The organism is Paenarthrobacter sp. 10L412 (assembly GCF_056395565.1).
Genome location: NZ_JBFTJT010000006.1, coordinates 369088 through 389938 on the forward strand (window position 1 = coordinate 369088; position 20851 = coordinate 389938).

18 protein-coding genes are annotated in these 20851 nt (G+C 61.3%); 9 read left to right on the forward strand and 9 right to left on the reverse strand.

Annotation, left to right across the window (positions count from 1 at the left end):
* Window positions 1-361: 361 nt before the first annotated feature.
* On the forward strand, window positions 362-7123 hold the full coding sequence (locus AC1DD7_RS09725) for a carboxypeptidase regulatory-like domain-containing protein (protein ID WP_477514785.1): 6762 nt from the start codon (window positions 362-364) through the stop codon (window positions 7121-7123).
* A gap of 45 nt (window positions 7124-7168) precedes the next feature.
* Here AC1DD7_RS09725 and AC1DD7_RS09730 read toward each other — a convergent pair whose 3' ends face one another.
* The gene (locus AC1DD7_RS09730) at window positions 7169-7984 is read right to left on the reverse strand and encodes an alpha/beta fold hydrolase (protein WP_477514786.1); all 816 of its coding nucleotides are present in this window, start codon (window positions 7982-7984) and stop codon (window positions 7169-7171) included.
* A 161-nt stretch (window positions 7985-8145) separates the two neighbouring features.
* Between AC1DD7_RS09730 and AC1DD7_RS09735 the strand changes: the two genes are divergently transcribed.
* Complete coding sequence (locus AC1DD7_RS09735; protein WP_477514787.1) at window positions 8146-8997, forward strand: PhzF family phenazine biosynthesis protein; 852 nt, start codon at window positions 8146-8148, stop codon at window positions 8995-8997.
* Window positions 8998-9011: 14 nt separating this feature from the next.
* Here AC1DD7_RS09735 and AC1DD7_RS09740 read toward each other — a convergent pair whose 3' ends face one another.
* From AC1DD7_RS09740 to AC1DD7_RS09755, 4 genes are all read right to left on the reverse strand, one after another.
* The gene (locus AC1DD7_RS09740) at window positions 9012-9722 is read right to left on the reverse strand and encodes a cation efflux transmembrane domain-containing protein (RefSeq protein WP_477514788.1); all 711 of its coding nucleotides are present in this window, start codon (window positions 9720-9722) and stop codon (window positions 9012-9014) included.
* Complete coding sequence (locus tag AC1DD7_RS09745; protein WP_477514789.1) at window positions 9719-10045, reverse strand: ArsR/SmtB family transcription factor; 327 nt, start codon at window positions 10043-10045, stop codon at window positions 9719-9721. Before AC1DD7_RS09745 ends, AC1DD7_RS09740 begins: the two co-directional genes overlap by 4 nt.
* Before the next feature lie 283 nt (window positions 10046-10328).
* Window positions 10329-11777 (reverse strand): SLC13 family permease, encoded by a 1449-nt coding sequence (locus AC1DD7_RS09750; RefSeq protein ID WP_477514790.1) that lies wholly within the window; start codon window positions 11775-11777, stop codon window positions 10329-10331.
* A 30-nt stretch (window positions 11778-11807) separates the two neighbouring features.
* Window positions 11808-12923 carry a PrpF domain-containing protein gene (locus AC1DD7_RS09755; protein ID WP_477514791.1) on the reverse strand — a complete coding sequence of 372 codons (1116 nt, stop codon included), beginning with the start codon at window positions 12921-12923 and terminating at the stop codon, window positions 11808-11810.
* A 240-nt stretch (window positions 12924-13163) separates the two neighbouring features.
* On the opposite strand from AC1DD7_RS09755, the gene AC1DD7_RS09760 reads away from it, so the two are divergent.
* The 3 genes from AC1DD7_RS09760 to AC1DD7_RS09770 all read left to right on the forward strand — a co-directional run bounded on the left by AC1DD7_RS09760 (window position 13164) and on the right by AC1DD7_RS09770 (window position 15395).
* On the forward strand, window positions 13164-14102 hold the full coding sequence (locus AC1DD7_RS09760; protein ID WP_477514792.1) for a LysR substrate-binding domain-containing protein: 939 nt from the start codon (window positions 13164-13166) through the stop codon (window positions 14100-14102).
* A 58-nt stretch (window positions 14103-14160) separates the two neighbouring features.
* Window positions 14161-14922, forward strand: a complete 762-nt coding sequence (locus AC1DD7_RS09765) for a phosphatase PAP2 family protein (protein ID WP_477514793.1) — start codon at window positions 14161-14163, stop codon at window positions 14920-14922.
* 149 nt (window positions 14923-15071) lie between these two features.
* Window positions 15072-15395, forward strand: coding sequence for a prevent-host-death protein (locus AC1DD7_RS09770; RefSeq protein WP_477514794.1), 324 nt, complete (start codon window positions 15072-15074; stop codon window positions 15393-15395).
* Between the two features lie 180 nt (window positions 15396-15575).
* Here AC1DD7_RS09770 and AC1DD7_RS09775 read toward each other — a convergent pair whose 3' ends face one another.
* Both AC1DD7_RS09775 and AC1DD7_RS09780 read right to left on the reverse strand, forming a co-directional pair.
* On the reverse strand, window positions 15576-16403 hold the full coding sequence (locus AC1DD7_RS09775) for a permease prefix domain 1-containing protein (RefSeq protein WP_477514795.1): 828 nt from the start codon (window positions 16401-16403) through the stop codon (window positions 15576-15578).
* Entirely contained in the window at window positions 16352-16675 is a 324-nt protein-coding gene (locus AC1DD7_RS09780) for a PadR family transcriptional regulator (protein ID WP_442004631.1), read from the reverse strand. The genes AC1DD7_RS09775 and AC1DD7_RS09780 overlap by 52 nt, the downstream gene beginning before the upstream one ends.
* 147 nt (window positions 16676-16822) lie before the next feature.
* Here AC1DD7_RS09780 and AC1DD7_RS09785 point away from each other — a divergent pair, with 147 nt between their 5' ends.
* The gene (locus AC1DD7_RS09785) at window positions 16823-17347 is read left to right on the forward strand and encodes an RNA polymerase sigma factor (protein WP_477514796.1); all 525 of its coding nucleotides are present in this window, start codon (window positions 16823-16825) and stop codon (window positions 17345-17347) included.
* Window positions 17344-18549, forward strand: coding sequence for a LysM peptidoglycan-binding domain-containing protein (locus AC1DD7_RS09790; protein WP_477514797.1), 1206 nt, complete (start codon window positions 17344-17346; stop codon window positions 18547-18549). The genes AC1DD7_RS09785 and AC1DD7_RS09790 overlap by 4 nt, the downstream gene beginning before the upstream one ends.
* A gap of 9 nt (window positions 18550-18558) precedes the next feature.
* On the opposite strand, the gene AC1DD7_RS09795 is transcribed toward AC1DD7_RS09790, so the two are convergent.
* A complete protein-coding gene (locus AC1DD7_RS09795) occupies window positions 18559-19173 on the reverse strand; it encodes a LacI family DNA-binding transcriptional regulator (RefSeq protein WP_477514798.1) in 615 nt (204 codons plus the stop codon).
* On the opposite strand from AC1DD7_RS09795, the gene AC1DD7_RS09800 reads away from it, so the two are divergent.
* A complete protein-coding gene (locus tag AC1DD7_RS09800; RefSeq protein WP_477514799.1) occupies window positions 19162-19785 on the forward strand; it encodes a hypothetical protein in 624 nt (207 codons plus the stop codon). The two genes, AC1DD7_RS09795 and AC1DD7_RS09800, sit on opposite strands and share 12 nt — an antisense overlap.
* An 83-nt stretch (window positions 19786-19868) precedes the next feature.
* On the forward strand, window positions 19869-20312 hold the full coding sequence (locus AC1DD7_RS09805) for an SRPBCC family protein (RefSeq protein ID WP_477514800.1): 444 nt from the start codon (window positions 19869-19871) through the stop codon (window positions 20310-20312).
* On the opposite strand, the gene AC1DD7_RS09810 is transcribed toward AC1DD7_RS09805, so the two are convergent.
* A complete protein-coding gene (locus AC1DD7_RS09810; protein ID WP_477514801.1) occupies window positions 20284-20838 on the reverse strand; it encodes a hypothetical protein in 555 nt (184 codons plus the stop codon). The genes AC1DD7_RS09805 and AC1DD7_RS09810 overlap by 29 nt on opposite strands.
* Window positions 20839-20851: the final 13 nt, after the last annotated feature.

The following is a 20851-nucleotide window of genomic DNA, read 5'->3' on the forward strand; positions in this document are numbered from 1 at the left end:
GTCTTCCCCCAACATTTCCTTTTCCACAAAGCGAACTGCACAGATGTTCAAGAATGTGCCAACCAATTCGCCAACATCGAAAGTCGAACGGTGATTGGCAACACCGATTCCTGTGGGTTTCAAACTCAAGAATGGAGGAGCTCCGGAACCCTGCCAAAGATCATGCATGGCCCTTGTCATTATTTGACTTGTTGACGAGATCGTGGATTTCGTCGCTACACTAAGCCTAAATTTACAAGCTTCAGGGCTCAGAGACTTCGTTCACCTCTGGGAGCCGCTTGTGCATATTGGGGGGCCTATGCTGCACTTTGCCACAAATCTGCGTGTCTGGATTTCCGTCTTACTTGCTGCGGCAGCCGGGATGTTTTTCTTAGGCGCCCTCCAAGCAAGCGCTGCCGAAACTTCACTTGCCAGCATTAGCGGTAAGGTCACCGCTCCCACGGGAGTCATTCTCAGCAACGTGAGAGTGGAGGTGTATGAAACCAATTCGCCTGACTTCTACGTCGATTCTGTTTCGGTGGCTTCCGATGGCAGCTACAACATGCCGGGACTCCAACCAGACAGCTACAAACTGAAATTCTCGGCAAACGGCACAGGCGCCCTGGACACGTGGTACTCCAACGCTTCCACGTTCGACGAGGCTACTGCCGTCACCCTCACCAGCGGTCAGAACCTCCTTGGGGTCAATGCGACGCTCGTCAAGGGCGCCTCCGTCAGCGGCAAAGTCACCGCGCCAGCCGGCGTCACCCTCAGTGGCACAAAGGTGGAGGCCTACCCAACCAGCGGAGGCGACCAGTACGCGGCGACCGCCTACGTTGGTTCCGATGGCAGCTACAAGATCATCGGCCTTCCTACTGGCAGCTACAAACTAAAGTTCACGGGGTACAACACAGGTGCCCTGGATCAATGGCATAGCAACGCCGTGTCCTTCGAAACAGCTACGGCGGTGTCCCTCACCGCCGGGCAGGACCTCACTGGAATCAACGCGACCCTCGTAAAGGGCGCCACAATCAGCGGCAAAGTCTCCCCACCTGCCGGCATCGACATCAATGGCGCAAGTGTTGAGCTCTACAAGGCAAGCTCGGAGAATTCCTTCGTAGGCTCCGCATACGTCAATTCGGACGGCACCTATAAGTTCATTGGGCTGCAGGCCGGCAGCTACAAGCTGAAGTTTGCCGGTGGTGACACAGGGGCGCTGGATCAGTGGCACAGCAACGCTGAGTCCTTCGGTGCCGCCACCGCCGTCGTCATAACCTCCGGCCAGGATCTCACTGGCATCAATGCCACCCTGGTCAAGGGCGCCACCATCAGCGGCAAGATCACGGCACCCGCCGGCGTCAGCCTCCAAAGCACGCGGGTCTACGTCTACAAAACCAACGACCCAAACTCCTACGTCGCCTCCGCCTATCCTGCCTCCGATGGAAGCTACAAGATCATTGGGCTTCCGGCCGGCACTTACAAAGTGAAGTTCGGTGGAAACAATACGGGGGCTTTGGAGCAGTGGTACAACAACACTGCGTCCTTCGACACTGCCACCGTCATCACCGCCACTACAGGCCAGGACGTTATCGGCATCAACGCAACCCTCGTCAAGGGCGCCACAATCAGCGGCAAAATCACAGCACCCGCCGGCGTTGCCCTGAACAGTACCTATGTGGATCTTTACAAAGCAGACGACGCCGACTCGAACTTGAGCTCCGCTTGGGTTGATTCGGATGGCAACTACAAAATAATTGGTCTCACGGCGGGGACCTACAAGCTGAACTTCACTGGATATAACAACGGTGCCCTGGAGCAGTGGCACAGCAACACGGCATCCTTCGATGCTGCCACGGCAATTACCCTCACCACAGGGCAGGACGTCACCGGCATCAACGCCACCCTCGTCAAGGGCGCCACCATCAGCGGCAAAATCACCGCGCCCGCTGGAGTGACTCTGGGCTACAACACGCACGCGTACGCCTACAGAGCCAGCTTCTCCAGCTCCCCCGTTAAGTCGGTTTCTGTAAGTTCTGATGGCAGCTACAAAATCATTGGGCTCCCTGCAGGAAGCTACAAGCTGAAGTTCAGTGGATACAACACTGGTGCCCTGGACCAGTGGCACAGCAATGCGGCATCCTTCGAGACGGCCACCGCAATTACTCTCACCACAGGCCAGGACCTCACCGGGGTCAACGCCACTCTGGTCAAGGGCGCCACCATCAGCGGCAAGATCAGCGCACCAGTGGGAGTCGACCTCACGAAGACGCAGGCAACGCTGTACAAGACAAACGACTCGTACTCTCCTGTGGATTATGCCGACGCCAACCCGGACGGCACTTACAAATTCACTGGACTACCTGCTGGCAGTTACAAACTGCAATTCTCCGGATATGGCACGGGAACACTGGATCAGTGGCACCTAAGGGCGAACTCATTCGACACGGCCACTGTCATCGCTCTCACCACCGGACAGGACCTCACCGGCATTAATGCCACCCTCGTTAAGGGCGCAACCGTCAGCGGCAAGGTCACCGCCCCCGCCGGCATAGACGTCCGGGACACCAGCGTGCTGATTTACAAATCCGACTCTTCCTACCCCACAATGGGCTCCGCACGCCCTGCTTCCGATGGCAGCTACAAGATCACCGGGCTTCCGGCCGGTAGCTACAAAGTGAAGTTCGACGGCGATGGCACCGGCGCCCTCGAGCAGTGGCACAGCGGCGCGGCCTCCTTTGAAACCGCGACGGCAGTCACTCTCACCGGCGGTCAAGACCTCACAGGCATCAACGCCACATTGGCCAAGGGCGCAACGATTAGTGGCAAGGTCACGCCACCGGCCGGAGTCAGCCTCGGATACCTGCAAGTTTCCATTTACAGTTCCGACAACAGGTACTCGTATGTGGATTACACCTACATTGGATCGGACGGCAGCTACAAATTCGCAGGGCTTACGGCTGGCAGCTACAAGCTGAACTTCGGCGGTAACGACGCAAGGACTTTGGGCCAGTGGTACAGCAACGCTGCGTCGTTCGAAACGGCCAACCTAATAACGGTAACCACCGGTCAGGACCTGGCCGGCATCAACGCCACACTCGTGAAGAGCGCGACTATTGGCGGAAAAGTCACCGCACCCGCCGGCGTCGACCTCGCGAACGCGAGCGTCTACGTGTACAAGTCCGATGACCCTGGATCCTACGTGTCGTACTCGTACGTCGGTTCCGACGGAACTTACAAGGTGAGTGGCCTCCCTGCAGGCAGCTACAAAGTGAACTTCGATGGAAACAACACTGGTGCCCTGGAGCAATGGCACAGCAATGCCGCCTCCTTCGACACCGCCGCTGTGGTCACCCTGACTACCGGCCAAGACCTGGGAGGCATCAACGCCACCTTGGTCAAGGGCGCCACTATCAGCGGTAAAGTCACCGCCCCTTTAGGCGTCAATCTAACCAACACCCAGGCCGAGCTGTACAGGACAGACTCCAAGGACTACAGCGTGGACTCGGCGGACATTGGTCCCGATGGCAGCTACAGGTTTAGCGGACTCACAGCGGGCAGTTACAAAGTGAAATTCACCGGAAACGAGACAGGGGCGCTGGATCAATGGCACAGCAACGCCGTGTCCTTTGAAACTGCTACCGCCGTCGCCGTGACCACCGGGCAGGACCTCACCGGCATCAACGCCACCTTGGTCAAGGGTGCAACGATCAGCGGGAAAGTCACCGGCCCGGCGGGTGTCAGCCTTTCCACCATCAGGGCCTACGCCTACAAGTCCGACAGCGAGTCCTACCCGATCGCGAACTCCATCCTCAGTTCCAATGGCAGCTTCAAGATCATCGGGCTTCCCGCTGGCAGCTACAAACTGAAATTCTCCGGCTCCAACTCCGGAGCGCTGGACTTATGGCACAGCAACGCCTCGTCCTTCGCCACCGCCACACCCATCACCCTGACTACCAGCCAGGACCTGATAGGAGTCACTGCCACCCTCGTCAAAGGTGCGACTGTCAGCGGCAAAGTCACGGCACCGGCCGGCGTCAGCCTGAGTGGAGTGAGCGTCTCCGTCTACAAACCCGACAACTCCTACTCCTCCATCACGAGCACCTACGTCGGTTCCGACGGCAGCTACAAGCTCATCGGGCTTCCTGCCGGTAGTTACAAAGTGAATTTCTCCGGTTCCGGTTCCGGCGCCCTCGACCAGTGGCACGCCAACGCTACTTCCTTCGCTACGGGCACCGCCGTCACCCTGACCACAGGCCAAGACCTCACCGGCATCAACGCCACCCTCCTCAAGGGTGCGACGATCAGTGGCAAACTCACTGCACCAGCCGGGACCAATCTGGATAATGCCTACGTTTACGCTTACAAAGCCGACGACCCCAGCTGGTACGTGCAATATGCATCCATCGGTTCAGATGGCAGCTACAAACTCATTGGTCTACCGGCAGGCAGCTACAAACTGAACTTCAGTGGATACGACACCGGGGCCCTCGATCTCTGGTACAAGAACGGGACTACCTTCGCCACCGGCACGTCCGTAACTGTCACCGCAGGACAGGACCTCACCGCCATCAATGCTGCCTACATCAAGGGCGCCACTGTCAGCGGCAAGATCACAGCGCCGGCTGGTATAGCAGTTCAAAACACGAGAGTGGAGCTTTACAAGAGCGATTCGGCCAACTCTACTGTGGAGTCCGCCAGGGTTGCTTCGGACGGCAGCTACAAGATCATCGGGCTTCCTGCAGGCATCTACAAACTGAAATTCGCGGGAAATGGCTCCGGTGCCTTGGACCAGTGGCACGCCACCGCTGCTTCCTTCGCCACGGCCACCCCCATTGCCCTAACCAATAGCCAAGATCTCGCCGGCATCAACGCCGCCCTCGCTAAGGGTGCGAGCATCAGCGGCAAGATCTCGGCAGCTGCCGGAATCACTCCGGCCAACGCCTACGTCCACGTCTACTCGGCAGCCAACGCCGGCTCGCCGGTGGAGTCGACTATGGTCAGCGCGGATGGCAGCTATAAGATCATCGGTCTGCCCACAGGTTCCTACAAAGTCAAACTTCAGGGCTCCAATAGTGGGGCAACCGACCAGTGGTTTGGCGGAGCCTCGTTTGAAACGGCATCATCACTGGCACTGACCGCGGGACTGGAAAAGACAGCAGTCAATTTCACGGCCCAACTCGGCGGTTCAATCGCCGGCAAGGTCTCCGGATCCAAGCAAGGCTATTCACCAGTCACGGTCCTGGACGGAACCGGCAAACCCGTCAAGCAAGGCTACTCGGATCAGGCCGGCAACTTCAGCGTCGTGGGACTTGCTGCCGGCTCCTACAAGGTGGCGTTCAACCGTTCCAGTGGTTATTCCACTGAGGAAGCCCAGTTCTACCAGAACAAGCCCGAGTCCGCGGGTGTAGGACAGGCCTCCACGCTGACAGTCCAAGCTGGAAAGCCAGTCCTGAACGTCAATGCGGCTCTGACCTCCGGCAGCACCCTCAGCGGATCTGTTCTCGACAGAACAGGAAAGCCCGTGGCCAGTGTTCGTGTGTACGCCTACACAACCAACGGCTCGCTGGTCACGCGCAGTTCCTACACGGACTCAATGGGCAAATACTCGATTCCAGGGCTGAGCACGGGCCAGTATCTGGTCAAGGTCAGTACCGGGAAGCCGGAACTGGGAGACCTGTATTCAGGGAACGTGACAACCGAAGCTACGGCAAAGCCCGTGGCCATGGTCAGCGGCAACACGACGACGCTCAACCTCGCCTTCCCAGCCCAAGCGCTAAGTCCGGCTCCGGTGCCGACCATCACGGGAACAGCGAAAGTCGGATCGACACTCACCGCGGTACCGGGTGTGTGGGGACCAGCCCCGGTGACCCTGACCTACCAATGGAAAGCCAACGGTGTCTCGGTGGTTGGCGGTACGGCGGCTACATACGTGCCGGTGACCGGTGATGTGGGCAAGACTCTGACGGTCACCGTCACGGGGAGCAAGGTCGGGTACACCACTTCCAGTAAGACCTCCGTGGCGACAGCTGCAGTCTTGGCGCTACCTTCCTTGGCGCCGGCTCCCGTGCCGACTATCACAGGCACGGCCAAGGTCGGATCAACCCTCACCGCGGTACCGGGTGTTTGGGGACCAGCCCCTGTCACCCTGGCCTACCAATGGAAAGCCAACGGTGTCTCGGTGGTTGGCGGCACGGCGGCCACATATGTGCCGGTGACCGGTGATGCGGGCAAGACCATAACCGTCACCGTGACCGGCAGCAAGATCGGCTACGCCACGGCCAGTAAAACCTCCGCAGCAACCGCCGCAGTCCTTGCCCTGCCAGCGTTGGCGCCGGCACCGGTACCGACCATCACGGGAACGGCGAAAGTCGGATCGACACTCACGGCGGTACCTGGTGTTTGGGGACCAGCCCCGGTGACTCTTGCGTACCAGTGGAAAGCCAACGGTGTCTCGGTGGTTGGCGGCACGGCGGCCACGTACGTGCCGGTGACCGGTGATGTGGGCAAGACTCTGACCGCTACGGTGACGGGAAGCAAGGTCGGATACACGACGGCCAGTAAAACCTCCGCAGCTACCGCCGCGGTCCTGGCCCTGCCAGCGTTGGCGCCGGCTCCGGCGCCGACCATTACGGGAACGGCCAAGGTCGGATCAACCCTCACCGCGGTACCCGGGGTGTGGGGACCAGCACCGGTCACCCTGACCTACCAATGGAAAGCCAACGGTGTCTCGGTGGTGGGCGGTACGGCGGCCACGTACATCCCGGTCACCGGTGATGTCGGCAAGACATTCACCGTCACCGTGACGGGCAGCAAGATCGGCTACACCACGGCCAGTAAAACCTCCGCAGCTACCGCCGCGGTCCAGACCCTGCCAGCGTTGGCGCCGGCTCCGGTGCCGACCATTACGGGAACGGCCAAGGTCGGATCAACCCTCACCGCGGTACCCGGCGTGTGGGGACCAGCACCGGTCACCCTGACCTACCAATGGAAAGCCAACGGCCTGGTCATCACCGGCGCCACCGCCGCGACGTACGTACCGGTTGCAGGGGATGCCGGCAAGACCATCACGGTCACTGTGACCGGCAGCAAGACCGGATACACCACGGCCAGCAAAACCTCCACACCAACCGCCGCGGTCGCTTGAGACAAGCTCAGCGTCAGCATCCACAAGTCTCTGTGAAAGGGGCCCCTACCCCGCACCGCCAGACAGAAACGCCCTCACATCCCCAGCAACCCGCTCCGGGCACTCCCACAACACCAGATGACCCGTCTTCTCGTAGATCTTCAACTGAGCTCCACGGATACGGCTGGCAAGGGTCTCTTCATGGTGTCGCGGCACTATGTGGTCATGGGCGCCCCACAGGATGAGCGTCGGAGCTGAGATGGTTCCGGCTTCGGTTGGCGGGACAGCCTCGTAGTAGCCGCGCAAGGAAGCCCTCCAAATGGCTGCCGGCATCGCCAAACCGTCCTGCACCCTGTCCTCGATGTAGGCAGCGGGCACGGTGTGCAGCAGCCGGTACCAGGACAGAGATTCCCGAACCCAGTCCTCCGAAATTGGATCAGTGAGCGCCTCTATCTCATTCGTAAGGAATGGTTTCCCATGCAAGGTCAACGGAGATCCAACCAAAATCAGGGATGCCACGAGTTCCGGATGCGTCGCGGCAAGTTGTTGCGCCACGTATCCGCCGCTGGATGAACCCAGTACATGAGCCCTCGTTATGCCCAAGGCATCAAAAACAGAGAGAACATCTTCCACAACCGCTGTCAGCGAGTACCCGTCTTCAGGTTTGTCGGCCCCACCATGACCGCGCAGGTCCGGTGCCACCAGAGTAGAGGACGGCAGCGAGGCAATTAGCCGATCAAAACTCCGCCAGGATTCACCCCACGCATGCAATAAGACCAAGGGCGCGGCGCCGTCGTCGTTCGCTTCACCAAGGTGGCCCTGCACAAAACAGGGCACGTTGATCCCGGTGCGCAGAGCGATTGTCCTGACCTCGGACTCCATGCGGTCAGCGTACGCCCGCGCTGGTTACTGGACGACCCTCCTGGCTGAATCCGTTGGCGTCTGGCATTCCCGCAGCAGCCATTGTCGAAACCGACCAACCGCCGGGCTCTTCTGGTTGGTGGGGAGCCCAGGTGCTGTGCGATGATGCCGAAATGGAACCGATGACCTCTGAAGTATTGCGTTATGCCGCCTTTACCAATGCTCCCGACGGGGGAAATCCAGCGGGAGTTGTCCTGGACGCAATGCGGCTGTCTGACGCAGAGATGCAGGCCATCGCGGCCGAGATCGGATACGCGGAAACGGTCTTCGTTACCGAGGCGAGGGTTAATGGGGACTCCCGCCGAAACCGTGTCAGGTACTTCTCCCCGATTGCCGAGGTGCCGTTCTGCGGCCACGCCACAATTGCTTTGGCCGTCGCGCTGTCCGGGCGCGATGGTACAGGGACCTTTGTCTTCGACACGGCCGTGGGACCTGTCGCGATTGAGACTGAAGGTGAGGGCGCTGCGGTGGCAGCATCGTTCACAAGCGTTGAGCCGAGGGTGGCCGATTTCCCTGACGGTGTCCTGGCCACCCTTCTCGGGCTGCTCGGTGTGGGTCGGGCCGACCTGCACCCGGCGTACCCTCCGATGGTTGCTTTTGCCGGAAACTGGCATCCAATCCTCGTCTTCGCGGATCGAAGGACCTTTGACTCGTTTGCTTTCGATCCGGATCCCATGCGTACGCTGATGGATTCCCAGAACTGGGCTGGCACTGTCACGACGCTCTGCGAGATTGGACCGAACGAGTACGACTCCCGAAACCTCTTCCCGGTTGGCACCATAGCTGAAGATCCGGCCACCGGCTCGGCAGCCGCTGCCTTCGGCGGATACCTACGCTTGCTTTCACTCGCGGAGCCGCCAAGCCGTGTGGTGGTGCGCCAAGGCAGCCACGTCGGCCGCGCGAGCGTGCTGACTGTCGACATTCCTGTGTCAGGCGGGATAGTCGTGAGTGGTGAAGCAGTCGAGCTCTCTTGAACTGTGATGTGGCCCTACGGCAATCTGGCTGAATCCGTTGCCGTCTGGCATTCCGCGCAGCATCCCGAGTCTTCGGAGGATTCATCGCTGACTGTTGCAGCAGGCACGGCGCAACAAACGTCGCCACGCCACGCGTCGATACCTTCGCGCACGGCAATGGCGGCAATCACCAGCGCAGCGCCAGCATCGGCCCACCACCAAGCCAGCGTGCTGTTCAGGACCAGGCCAATGAGCAGCACAGCAGAGAGATACGTACACAGCAACGTCTGCTTGGAGTCAGCTACGGCCGTCTTGGAACCGAGCTCTCGCCCGGCTCGGCGCTGGGCCCAGGACAACACGGGCATGATCGCCAGGCTGACGGCCGCGATCACGATGCCTGGCGTCGAGTGCTGGGCCTCTCCCCCACCCGTGAGGGACCTGATGGCATCGAGCGCGACGAAGGCGGCAAGGGCGAAGAAGGAAATCGCGATGATCCGAAGGGTTAGGTGCTCGCGCCGCTCGGGGTCCTTGGCGGAGAACTGCCAGGACAATGCCACCGCGGAGGCCACCTCGATGACCGAGTCCAGTCCAAAGCCGATCAAGGCCGACGAATCCGCTGCACCGCCAGCCCACAGTGCCGCTGCCGCCTCGATCACGTTGTAGGTGATGGTGGCGGCAGCGAAAAGTCTGATGCGACGTGTCAGGACGGCTCTGCGTTCCGATGCTTCCAGCCGGGCGATGCTCATGCCACGCATGTCCCGTCAGGAGCGCAGCAGTTGGGATCCACCGCCAAGACCACACCGATCAGGTCCTTGATGGCGTGACCCAGGCGGGCGTCGGCCAGTTCATAGCGGGTCCTGCGCCCGTCGGGAACCCCGACGACTAAGCCGCACCCGCGCAGGCAGGTCAGGTGGTTGGACATGCTCTGGCGGGAAACGTCCAGGGAATCTGCAAGCTCCGAGGGAAAAGCGGGCGCATCAGCCAGGGCCAGGAGTACGCGTGCCCTGGTGGCGTCCGAGATCGCATAGCCGAACCGGGCCAGCACCGGAGCGTGGGTGAGGGTTTCCATGTCGTTAAAGTACAGCGCATGATGTATTCATGCAATCGTGTACTGAATCTCAGGACTAAACACTAAAGCCGCACCTTCCCGCACCGGGACGCGGCAGCTCCGCCGTCGTACGCTTTACCGACATGGCAGAGGCGGACCACCCTGTTAGGTGGCCCCGCCTCTGGTGCGTTGGGATTATCCAGTCCTGCGCCCGTCTTTCGGGTTACCTGTTGCGTTGGTATGCAGGGTGGGTCCCTCCGCGTGCCGACCTGGAATTGCCGGCAGTCATGTGAAAAGTTGCGGTTTAGAGGATGCCGGTCGGAACCAGGAGGACCCAAGCCAAGGCGGGCGCCACGAGGACCACTCCACCGGCGTAGATCATCAGCTGCTTGTAGACGCGCTGCCGGTCCGAATCCTGGGCGTTGGCCACGATCAGTGCGCCGTCGGTGGAGAAGGGCGAAACGTCCACCACGGTTGCTGCGATTGCAAGGGCTGCGACCGTTCCTGATGCACTCAACGTGCTGGAGGCCAGCAGGGGCCCGGCGAGTGGGATGAACGCGGTCAGCAGCGCTGTGGACGAGGCAAACGCTGAACCGACACCGATGACGTAGCAGAGAACCAAAGCGATCAGCAGCGGTGCGCCGAGAGCCAAAGCCATCTCCGCAAGGGTGTCGATAACGCCCACATGCTGCAGCAGGGAGACGTAGGTGATCATGCCGGCCACCAGGAGGACGGTGGACCAGGAAACGCCGCCGATGAAGGTCCGGTGTTCCTTAATGTTGACCAGCGCCAGCAGCAGGCCGGCGGAAAGAGCAACAAAGCCAATCGGCATCCTGAAGCCCAAGGTGCAGACGAGCATTACAGCGATCAGCACGAGCGTCAGGATCTGCTGGCCGTGAGGCCGCGTGGTGCGGGGAGTCTCGAGATCCACGTTCTGGACCCCAGCGCCGTCCTTCAGCTTTCCGAAGACGGCGAACAAAGCCAGGGAGAGCGCCGAGAGAAGCAGGTTGATGGCGAAGCTCGCCGCGAAGAGTCCGCCCTGGGAAATCGGGAAGCCGTTATCGTGGGCGATGTTGTGGACCAGGACGCCGGCAACCGAGAGCGGCGAGAACCCACCTGCGTGTGCTCCATTGATGACGAAGGCACCCATGAGAACGGGGTGGATGCGCGACTCGTAAGCGAACCCCATGGCAGCAGGGGCCAGAAGTGCGACGGCGGCAGGCGAGAAAGTGCCCAGCGAGGTCAGTGCGGCAGCAATAAGGAAGAAGACCCACGGCAGCAGCATCGTCTTACCCCTGACGAGGCGCACGCAGTTCTGCACGATGATGTCGATGGTTCCATTGCGGTTTGCCATGCTGAAGAAGTAGGTCACGCCGATGATCGTCAGGACGATGCTGGCCGGGAACTCCTCCAGGATCTCCTTATCGGACATTCCCAGCATGAAATACCCGACGCCGAACGAGGCTACCAGCCCCATCACACCAATGTTCAGGGGCCACTTGGTAGCGACAACGAACATGAGGACGAGGATGACCAAGGGAATGATCTGGGTAGCGGTCAGGGTCTGCTCCGTTCCCGAGGTGGCCGCCGGGTTGAAAATGGCGCCTCCGAACATCAGAGCGGCCAGACCCAGGACAGCAATCACGGCTGCTGTTATCAGCAGGATACGGCGGCTGCGGTTCGGACGTTTGGAACCAGCCTCCTGAACATCATCCACTGATGTGGAGGCGGCTTGGTAATCGGTCTTAGTCATGATCTTTACTCCTCGTTGAGTGGGCTGATGTCACTGAGCGGCTGATGCGAAGGAAGGTTCGACGGCGGTGCCGAGGAGTTCCGGGAGATGCAGGGTGGTGCTCGCGATGGTGCGTGCCGTCCGGTCCACCCCGACCAACAGGGACCCGTCGCGTTCTTCGCTCCAGGTCTCGATCACGCCGGCAGGAGTCCGAAGCCGCAGGATGGATCGCGGTTCGCTGCCCGTGATGCTGTTGAGGACAGTTCCTGGGGTACTTGCTGCAAGCGTCAGGGCGATGCTTCCGGTAATTGCCAGGGCCGGGTGGGGCTTGCCCATGGAGAGCATCATGACGTTGACGTCGGCAGTGTCATCTGTGCCGGGGGCTCCGACTATTGCGAGCTTGGGAATAGCGCGGGCAGCGTCCTTGACCGTTGGGGCCAGACCCATCCGGACGGCAGCCTGCCGCCGAATCTGGTCCAGGGTGTCCAACTGGAGCTTCACTCCCGCCTGCCAACTTTCGAAGCGGGCTGCGTCCAGGCCCAGCTCCTCAGCCTTGACGATCACAACGGGAGCTCCGGCGTCGACCATTGAAACTGTCCAGCGCGTCCCGCCGGCGCTTATCGTGTCCGTTGGTTCGCCGGTGGGCAGCAACTTCCCGGTCGTCTTTCCGGCGGGATCCTTGAAGCCCAGGCCCACCCGGTAGCCGGGAAATACGACGCCGGGCATCTCGGCATCCGGGACGATCGGCAAAGCGCCCGCTGGGGTGGCAACGCGCTGGATGATGATCTGGCCCGTGTTGGTGTTGCGCGTGACGATCCGGGTGTTGTCGCCGCTGGGCGTGACCCAGCCCTTCTCGATCGCGTACAGTCCAACAACCGCCGAGCAGTTTCCGCAGTTACTCCCCCAGTCCACGGCTGCTTCCTCGATGCCCACCTGAGCGAAGGTGAACTCGACGTCGACATCCGGGTCGGAGGGACGGCGCAGAATCATGGCCTTGCTGGTGGTGGAGGTTGATCCTCCGACGCCGTCAATCTGGCGGTGGTCAGGGCTGCCGAAAAGCCGGGGCAGCAAAGAGTCCAGGTCCTTGTGGGTTTCGTCCAGGTGTTCACCTTCGAAGACCCAGCACTTGCTGGTGCCTCCACGCATCCATTCAGCTTCAATCTTCATGGCAGTCCGTCCATCTCCTCATGCCGCGCTGGGTTTCAGGGGCCTACAAGAAGAATGATCCGGATCACAAATGAAGACAATGTTAGATATTTGATGGGGTGTGTAAAGATACTTCATTCACTGTGGTGTGAACGTTTTGAAGCTGCTTGTTTGCTGGCTATTGGCTGCTTGCCGGGCTGTGGCTAGTTGAATCCGCGCAAGATTGCATAGAATGAACCAAAATCAGAGGAGAGTTAACTGATGCTTAATGATCATGGCCAAGAATTATTCGACATTCGCCGGTTAGCTCTGCTGGTCGAGGTGGTGGAGCAAGGCTCCATCACTGCTGCAGCCGATCTGATGCTGTACACGCCATCGGCGGTTTCCCAACAATTACGGAAGCTCGAGCAGGAAGTAGGGCAGCCGCTTCTTACGCGCCGCTCCCGCGGTGTGGTGCCGACAGAAGCCGGCCAGGTGCTCGCCGGGCATGCGCGCAAGATGGTGGGACAGATGCGCGCCGCCCGGAACGACCTCGACCAGATCGCCGGCCTCCGCCGCGGCTCCCTGACGGTGGGCACGTTTCCCACTCTCGCAGGATCGTTCTTGCCGCTCGTGATCCGCGCCTTCAAGAAGCGATACCCGGCCATCAGCCTGTCCGTCCGAAGCGCGCGTTTTGAGGAACTGGTCTCGGACCTCGAATCCGGGGAGACTGGCCTTTGCCTGCTCTGGGACTACCCTTGGCATCGCTTCCATGACGACGCCATCCGGACAACCGAGGTGTTCCAGGAAAGCACAGTCATCCTCGTGGCCAAAGGACATCACCTGGCCGACCTCGATGAAGTAAAGATGGAGGACCTGAAAAAGGAATCCTGGATCGTCCGTGCGGATGCTCATCCTGTGGTGGAAGTTCTTAAGCGCTCAGCCAACGAGGCGGGCTTCGAGCCGACGATCGGGTTCCTGGCCAACGACTACCAGGAAGCGCAGGCCATGGTCAGCGTCGGAATGGGCGTCGCAATGGTGCCCAAAACCGCCGTCGCACTTCAACACCCGGACGTCCGGGTGCTGAGCCTGGGCGCTGCGGCCCCACTGCGCCGGGTCCTCCTGGCCCAGCGCCAGGACAAGGTCTACGCCCCGGCAGAGGTCGCGTTCCACACCACACTGTTGGAAATCGCCCGGGAGCATGTTGGGGATTACCTCTAGGATTGGCTGGATCTCAGCGAGACCATCCCCTGCCCCGCTGGAACGGATATCCTTTCTTATGCCCATCCCGGACCAACCGTCGTCGAACATCCCCGAAGAACCTGGAGATACATCGGGGGTCCTTCACGACAAGCTCACAATCCCGGAACGATACGTAGCACCCCGGAGTCAAAGGGTCCTCTACGTCCTCGCGGTTATCCTCGCGGTGGTCGGCGCCGGAACCTTCTTCCTCATCCTCGCCGAAGTCCAGCAAAAAATAGATCTGGCCACAGTGGATGGCACGGTCAGCTCGTGGTTCGTGAGCCAACGTTCACCGACGGCGACCACGGTCATGGCTGTCCTCGCCACGATTTTCGGGCCTATAGTCATGCCCATCATCGTGGCGGCTGTGACCGGGATCTGGATTTTCAGGGCGCGAAAGCTCTGGCGACCGCTCTTGCTTGCCGGGGCCATGCTGACCGGCGTAATCCTCGCCCAAGTCATTACGCGTTTGGTCGAACGGCCAAGACCGCCCATGGATCTCATGGTGCTCGGCGCTGACAGCACCTACTCTTTTCCGTCGGGCCACGTACTCGGCGCCTCCGACTTCCTTCTCGTGGGAGCGTTCCTCGTCTTTTCCCGCCGCCGCAGGATAGGTGCCGTTATTGCGGGCTTCAGTGCCGCCGTCGCAGGGATCGCCACCCAAGCCATCAGTAGGCTCTACCTCGGCTACCACTGGCTCACGGATGTTCTCGCCTCCGTCTCCTTGTCACTCATAGTGCTGGCCGCAGTGATTTGCCTTGGACACCTGGCGCACGACCAAGGCGCTGCCCGGGCCTGAGGAGATGGCTGAGAAAAAGCGCGGCTGACGCACCACCTCAGCTCCCCCATCTCGGCGGGTCAACTTCAGAACACGTTCTGAGTTAGTTTGCAGCAGCCGCAGACCACCCCGTCCGGGTAACCCGCCGTGACGGCGAGGCTCTCGTTCTTATGTCCGAGAGCGCCGATGCGGCACGCATTTCACTGCTGGAACTGGCAGCCCAGCTGGTTGCAGTCTCAACAAGCACGGAGGGAACGCTTGCCGCCCGCATGAGCGATCGCTTCCCGTGGATGCTTGCCCTGAGTCCAGCTGACCGCGAGGTTTGCGCCGATGATGTCCTGGCTGCAGCCAGAGCGTCCTTCGCTACCAATCAGCCTCATCTGGCCATTGCAGAATTGACCTCATGGCGTGAGACTGCCACGGCGATCGCAGCCGGCCTCCGCAAGGAACCTTTGGAGTGGCTCGACGACTCGGAAGCCGTCGAGCGTCCTTAGCACATGGCGAGGAGGGAAAAGACCGAAAAAGTTCAACTACCCTCTTCGCGGCGAACTGGGTCTTGTGCAGCGTGGTGGGCTACCCACGAACGGTAGCAGCACAAGCCCAAGAGTTGAGTGATATCCACCGGACACTTTCCGCACTCTGGGCGAGATAGGACCCACCGTCGCCGCGCGGTGTTATGAACTGGGTTTCATTCGCATCTTGCGCAGGGCGGCTACCGAGAACACCCCGGCGAGCGGCAAGGCGACGACGACGGCGCTCAGCCACGCGCCTGTGCCCTGCCAGCCTTGGACGGCGGCGTTGAGGGCCTGGACGCCGGTCGCCGCGGCGGCGAGCAGGAAGGCCGCGGCCGCGAGCGCCGGCGCGAGGCCTGCCGGGAGTACGGCTTCGCGGGGCAGGAGTCGCCATACGAGGAGGAGGACAAGGCCCAGCACCCCGAGGACTACGCGGTATTCGACGACCTCGCCCCAGTGGTGCTCGGCGGCGGCCTGGGCGCAGTCGAGCCCGGGGTAAGGGGCCTGTAGGACCGCACATCTGGCGGCCGTGTAGGCGACACCGGGCAGGTCGCCGGCTACGAAGCCCGCACCCCAGATCCGGCCGAACAGCTCCGATATGGCGCCGCTTACCCCGACGGCGATTGCGCCAACGGCCGCGAGGCCAACCACGGGGCGCAGTAACGCGCGCAAGGGCAGCCGGGCGACGTCGTGAAGTGACGGGCGCAGGACTGGCGTCACAGTGCTGACCGGGCCGAAGCGGTGGACAGCTTCGCGCTCGGCGTCCTCCGGCCTCATGCCCTGCCCGCGGAGCCGGGCGGCGCATTCGCGCAAATGCGCCTCGGTCTCGGCGAGGAGCCGGCGCCCGGCGACGGGATCACCGTCCCGCGCTACGATGAAGAGCTCGTCGAGGTAAGCGTCGATGGACCCGCCTTCAGTCCCGGCGCCGTTCTCCGCGCTCACGACGCCGCTCCAAGAACACCGCGGACCGCCGCGGAGAAGCCTTTCCATTCCTCCACCCTGCGGGCCAGCTCGGCGTGCCCGGCCTCGGTGAGGGCATAGACGCGCCGGCGACCGCCGGGGTCATCCGCCCAGCGGCTTGCGACGCACCTCGCCGCCTCGAGCTTGTGCAGCGCGGGATAGACCGAACCCTCCTGGAGCTCGATCCGCGCGCCGCTGCGCTCGTGAATGCGTGCGATCAGCGCGTAGCCGTGTGCCTCGCCCGCACCGAGCGAGCTGAGCAGAAGAAGGTCAAGCTGTCCGTTCACTGAACTACGTCCCATACCTAGGGAGTCTAGGTATGGGACGCGGTGCTGACAAGAGCATCCGCATTCCTGTCGAAGTCAGCATTGCGTTCCATCAGTTTTAGGTGTTTCAAAATTTTCCAAGATTCTCGTTACAGTTTGTTGACTGCCGGACATTAACAGGGCATGAGCTTGCAAACGATGGGGGAACGCGTGGATCTGGAGAGGGAACAACGGTTCCTGGCCGCTCACACGGTGGCCCACGACCGTATCTACCGCTATTTCCGACGCCGGACGGACGGCGCCGCCACCGCGGAAGATCTGAGCGCCGAGGTTTTCAGGATTGTCTGGGAGAAGTCAGGACACGGCGACGACCTCTCGACCATCGTCCTTTTCGGCGTGGCGAAGAACGTACTCCGAAACCATGACAGGTCCGTTTCCCGCTCTGCTGGACTCATTGGAGCTTTGCGGTTGGAGCGAACTGATGGAACACCTGCTGAGGGCTCCCCCGTCCTGGATGCAATCGAGCTGCTTGCCCCGAAGGAGCGGGAGGTCTTACTGCTGACGTACTGGGACGGACTCACCGCCGTCGAACTATCCCAACTCCTCAATATCTCGGCAACTGCCGTGCGGATGCGCCTGCACCGGGCTCGGAAAGAACTGGGCCGGATACTTCAAATGGAAACAGTGTCAGAAGGAGCACCGGAATGAGTCACGACCACTCTGCTTTCGACCTACTCTCGGCCGCCGATCCTGCACTCACAATCACCGACGAGGAACTGAACCGCAGTCGCCAGCGATCGTTGTCGTTCGTCAATTCAGAGGCCACTCATATCGCGATCGGCGGATCCATCCATGACTTCCACCGGATGCCTGCCAAACGTCACTGGGGGCGCTTCGCAGTCGCCGGGCTTGCCGCAGCGGCAGTCGCAGCGAGTGTACTGGTCGGTTCGACCCTGGCTTCGCGTCCGGACAACACTGCTGCGGTCCCGACCGCGGAAGCAGTCACCCCGACGGCGACACCGACCGGTTCTGGAAAATCTTCCCTGTCGGGGCCCACTATTACCGATTCCTTTGGCAACGTCGATTACTACACCACAGTCCCCGGTGACACGACAGCAGCAGTGGCTGCATACTTCCAGATCACCGAGAAGAAACTCGCTGAATTCAATGGGATTCAGGTAGGCAGCGAACTGGCACCCAACACCACGCTACGACTAATCCCTGCTCCAGGTCCGATCAACGGGGCGAAAGGGACGGCTACCGTGGATGCGAACGGCATACCCACTAGTTACACAATCGAGCCCGATGACACCCTCGCCGGCATCACTTACCGGTTTGGAATCACAGAAGAACAGCTGGCCGAGGCGAACAAGGTCGCGTTCACGTACGAGAAGGGCAATGTCTACTTTGTCCGCGCAGGGAACCACATCCAGCTCCAGAAAAACCCTGTGGACAGCAGATCCGGCCGAGGAACGAGCATCAACAATTCCTTCGGCCAAACCATTTACTACACCACCGTCGACGGTGACTCTTTGGACAGCCTCGGCTACAAATTCCGGTGCACCACCGACCAGTTGCTCCGGTGGAACACAACCCTTACGACAGATCGGCCCATCCCCGCAGGGACCAGGGTAAGACTCATGCCCGGCGAAGTCGCGATCGAGGGCGCCCATGGCACATTCACCACCGACGCCGAAGGCGTCCCCCTGACCTACACCACGGCTCCAGGGGACACTGAGCGGCAGATCGCTTTCCGCTTCGGCGTGCCTGAAATCGCGGATCTGGAATCGGCGAACCGCCCGCTCACCGGCACCGACCGTGTCTGGTACGCCTTCTCAGACCTGCCCTCCGGAGAGTTGGCCCCAGGCCAGACAATCAGCCTCAACCTGACCAAGCCCATCCACAAATGACCCCGCAAGCTAAGCCGGCGAAGCCTTCTCATTAGCAGAAGGGGGGCAAGTTGAGCGTCGAACAACCAGGTTTGCCGGGCAGACGATTTGCTGGTCGGTTGACTCCCCTTTGATCAGGCTTAGCGAGAGACGGCCGGCGAGTACGCCTTGCTCAAACGGTGTTTGATGGACGGTTGTGAGGTCCATCGTTTCTGCCATCGGGTGGTCGTCGATCCCGATGATTGACATATCCTGGGGGACGCGAAGGCCAGATCGCCGCAGGCTTTGGAGAGCGCCGTAGGCAACTTCGTCAGAAAAGGCAAATACTGCGGTAGGCAGGCGAGACAGGGTCAGAATTTTGTCCATGCCCTGGGAGCCGCCATCAAGGCCCCATGGAACGGAAACCACGAGTTCCTCATGAGCGTCAATACCTGCCGAGGCGAGTGCACTCCGGTATCCTCGCTCGCGGCCAACGTCGGCGGAGTATTGTCTGCCTTCCGGGTCAACACTGCTGATCATCGCGATCCGCCGATGTCCCAGCCCCAGCAGATGATTGACGGCGTATCGCGCCGCCAACTCCTCATCGATCCCGACCGAAGGACGCCCAGGGGTAATGCTTCCCGCCACAATGGCGTGAACCCCCATGGCGTCAAGACGCTCCCACTCCTGGCATCAACCTCGACCGGCCTCAGCGACACGGGCAGCTCCGCCGGTGGCCTCGAGCTCGCCGGTGCGGCTCCCGGCGCCTTGCTGGCAGCCGTCATGTTCGCTCTCGTCGGATCACTGCTGGCAGTGCTCGGGCTTCCCGCTGCGTTGCGGCGGCTTCGTCCGGCCCGTCCGCGACTGTCCTTGTGGGCTGTGGCGCTCATGGTCGCCGGCTACATCAGCTACTTCGGTATCAGCTTCGCCAACCTGGACAGGATCGCCCTGGCCATGGGCGGCGTGGATGCGGCCGCCGCCCTGGATGCATCACCCGCCGGGACGTGGGGCCAGCCGTTCTACCTGCTCTTCGCCATAGGCCATATTATTGGCACGCTACTGATCGGCCTCGCGGTGATCCTGGCCGGCCGCGCCGTCGGGGTGCCGTGGTGGGCTGGCGCGCTCATCATCTGCTGGACCATCGGCCACGTCACCAACATCGTCGTCGGCAACGAGTGGTTCGCCGTGGCCGGTGGCGCGCTTGAGATCGTCGGGCTCACATTCGTTTCGGCGGCGGTGTGGCGGTCGACGAACGCGGACTGGGTGGCGCGGGGCTGACCCAAGGTATCCCCTCTCATTGATCCATACTCACCGGGTCGATTTCGCTTGGACTGAGAGACGATGGAGGAGAAGGAGGAGCCATGTCAGCACTCACTCACACCATAGAAATCGACCGTCCGCCAGATGAGGTTTTTGCGTATGCGAGCGACCCCCTGCGCTTCCCGGAGTGGCAGGCTGACGTCCTGGAGGTGCACTTCGAGGGCGACGGCGGCAGGGAGGTCGGGTCGCGGTTCACCACCACCCGGCGGATTGGACCCAACGAGCGCACGATGACCCAGGAGATCACGGACGTCGAGCCGCCCCATCGGTTTGCCGCACACGGCGTAGAGGGCCCGATCCGCCCTCACGCGAGCATCGACGTCGAACCGCTCGACGACGGCGCGAGGTCGCGTGTGACGTTCGAGCTCGATTTCGAAGGGCACGGCTTCGGCAAGGCGCTCGTGCCCGCCGTACGTCAGCTCGCCTCGCGAGGTGCCCCAGCGAGCCACCGGCGGCTTAAGGAGCGGCTCGAGGGCCCCGGATAGCAGCCTTGAGGGAGCGGATACCTTCTTGCCGAAGGATTCTGATCGTCATAACAATGACAAGACCGTGGAGAAGGGACCACGCAACTTTGGGTGGGTCAGCTAATGGACCGGGGAAGAAGACCAAGGTCATGGCGATGGAAGCCGCGGAGAAAACGATAGCTGCGATCAGCGGCGCGGGGGTCATTGTTTTCAAATCACTCAGATTCCAGATCCCAACAAAGATGCCGGCGAGAGCAACCACGCCGAAGGCTACGCAGATGGCAACGACGGCAGCGATCCATCCGGCCGGTACGGATTTGCCCGCAGCCTGGTAGTCCTGAAACTGCCCGTTGCCCCCTACCGTGTACACGACCGTAATCCACGCAGTGAACACCCCAAACATCAGATCGATGAATCCCAGACAATAGCGCCTGAACCTTGTGGCACCGTCAGGAATAAGTGCGGGCGCTCCGCTTGTCGGCACCGTCTCAACGTCGTACTGACCTGCAGAATCTGACTGATCGGTCTGCGGCTGTTCTTGTCCCATTGGCGCGCCCTCT

Bases quoted from the DNA above. Each gene is read 5' to 3' on its own strand.
- AC1DD7_RS09760 (WP_477514792.1), top strand. From the start codon at position 13,164: ATGCTTAATGATCATGGCCAAGAATTATTCGACATTCGCCGGTTAGCT.
- AC1DD7_RS09730 (WP_477514786.1), bottom strand. From the start codon at position 7,984: ATGGAGTCCGAGGTCAGGACAATCGCTCTGCGCACCGGGATCAACGTG.
- AC1DD7_RS09810 (WP_477514801.1), bottom strand. From the start codon at position 20,838: ATGGGACAAGAACAGCCGCAGACCGATCAGTCAGATTCTGCAGGTCAG.
- AC1DD7_RS09765 (WP_477514793.1), top strand. From the start codon at position 14,161: ATGCCCATCCCGGACCAACCGTCGTCGAACATCCCCGAAGAACCTGGA.
- AC1DD7_RS09745 (WP_477514789.1), bottom strand. From the start codon at position 10,045: ATGGAAACCCTCACCCACGCTCCGGTGCTGGCCCGGTTCGGCTATGCG.
- AC1DD7_RS09750 (WP_477514790.1), bottom strand. From the start codon at position 11,777: ATGACTAAGACCGATTACCAAGCCGCCTCCACATCAGTGGATGATGTT.
- AC1DD7_RS09770 (WP_477514794.1), top strand. From the start codon at position 15,072: ATGTCCGAGAGCGCCGATGCGGCACGCATTTCACTGCTGGAACTGGCA.
- AC1DD7_RS09795 (WP_477514798.1), bottom strand. From the start codon at position 19,173: ATGGGGGTTCACGCCATTGTGGCGGGAAGCATTACCCCTGGGCGTCCT.
- AC1DD7_RS09755 (WP_477514791.1), bottom strand. From the start codon at position 12,923: ATGAAGATTGAAGCTGAATGGATGCGTGGAGGCACCAGCAAGTGCTGG.
- AC1DD7_RS09725 (WP_477514785.1), top strand. From the start codon at position 362: ATGTTTTTCTTAGGCGCCCTCCAAGCAAGCGCTGCCGAAACTTCACTT.
- AC1DD7_RS09780 (WP_442004631.1), bottom strand. From the start codon at position 16,675: ATGGGACGTAGTTCAGTGAACGGACAGCTTGACCTTCTTCTGCTCAGC.
- AC1DD7_RS09735 (WP_477514787.1), top strand. From the start codon at position 8,146: ATGACCTCTGAAGTATTGCGTTATGCCGCCTTTACCAATGCTCCCGAC.
- AC1DD7_RS09805 (WP_477514800.1), top strand. From the start codon at position 19,869: ATGTCAGCACTCACTCACACCATAGAAATCGACCGTCCGCCAGATGAG.
- AC1DD7_RS09790 (WP_477514797.1), top strand. From the start codon at position 17,344: ATGAGTCACGACCACTCTGCTTTCGACCTACTCTCGGCCGCCGATCCT.
- AC1DD7_RS09785 (WP_477514796.1), top strand. From the start codon at position 16,823: ATGAGCTTGCAAACGATGGGGGAACGCGTGGATCTGGAGAGGGAACAA.
- AC1DD7_RS09740 (WP_477514788.1), bottom strand. From the start codon at position 9,722: ATGAGCATCGCCCGGCTGGAAGCATCGGAACGCAGAGCCGTCCTGACA.
- AC1DD7_RS09775 (WP_477514795.1), bottom strand. From the start codon at position 16,403: ATGGAAAGGCTTCTCCGCGGCGGTCCGCGGTGTTCTTGGAGCGGCGTC.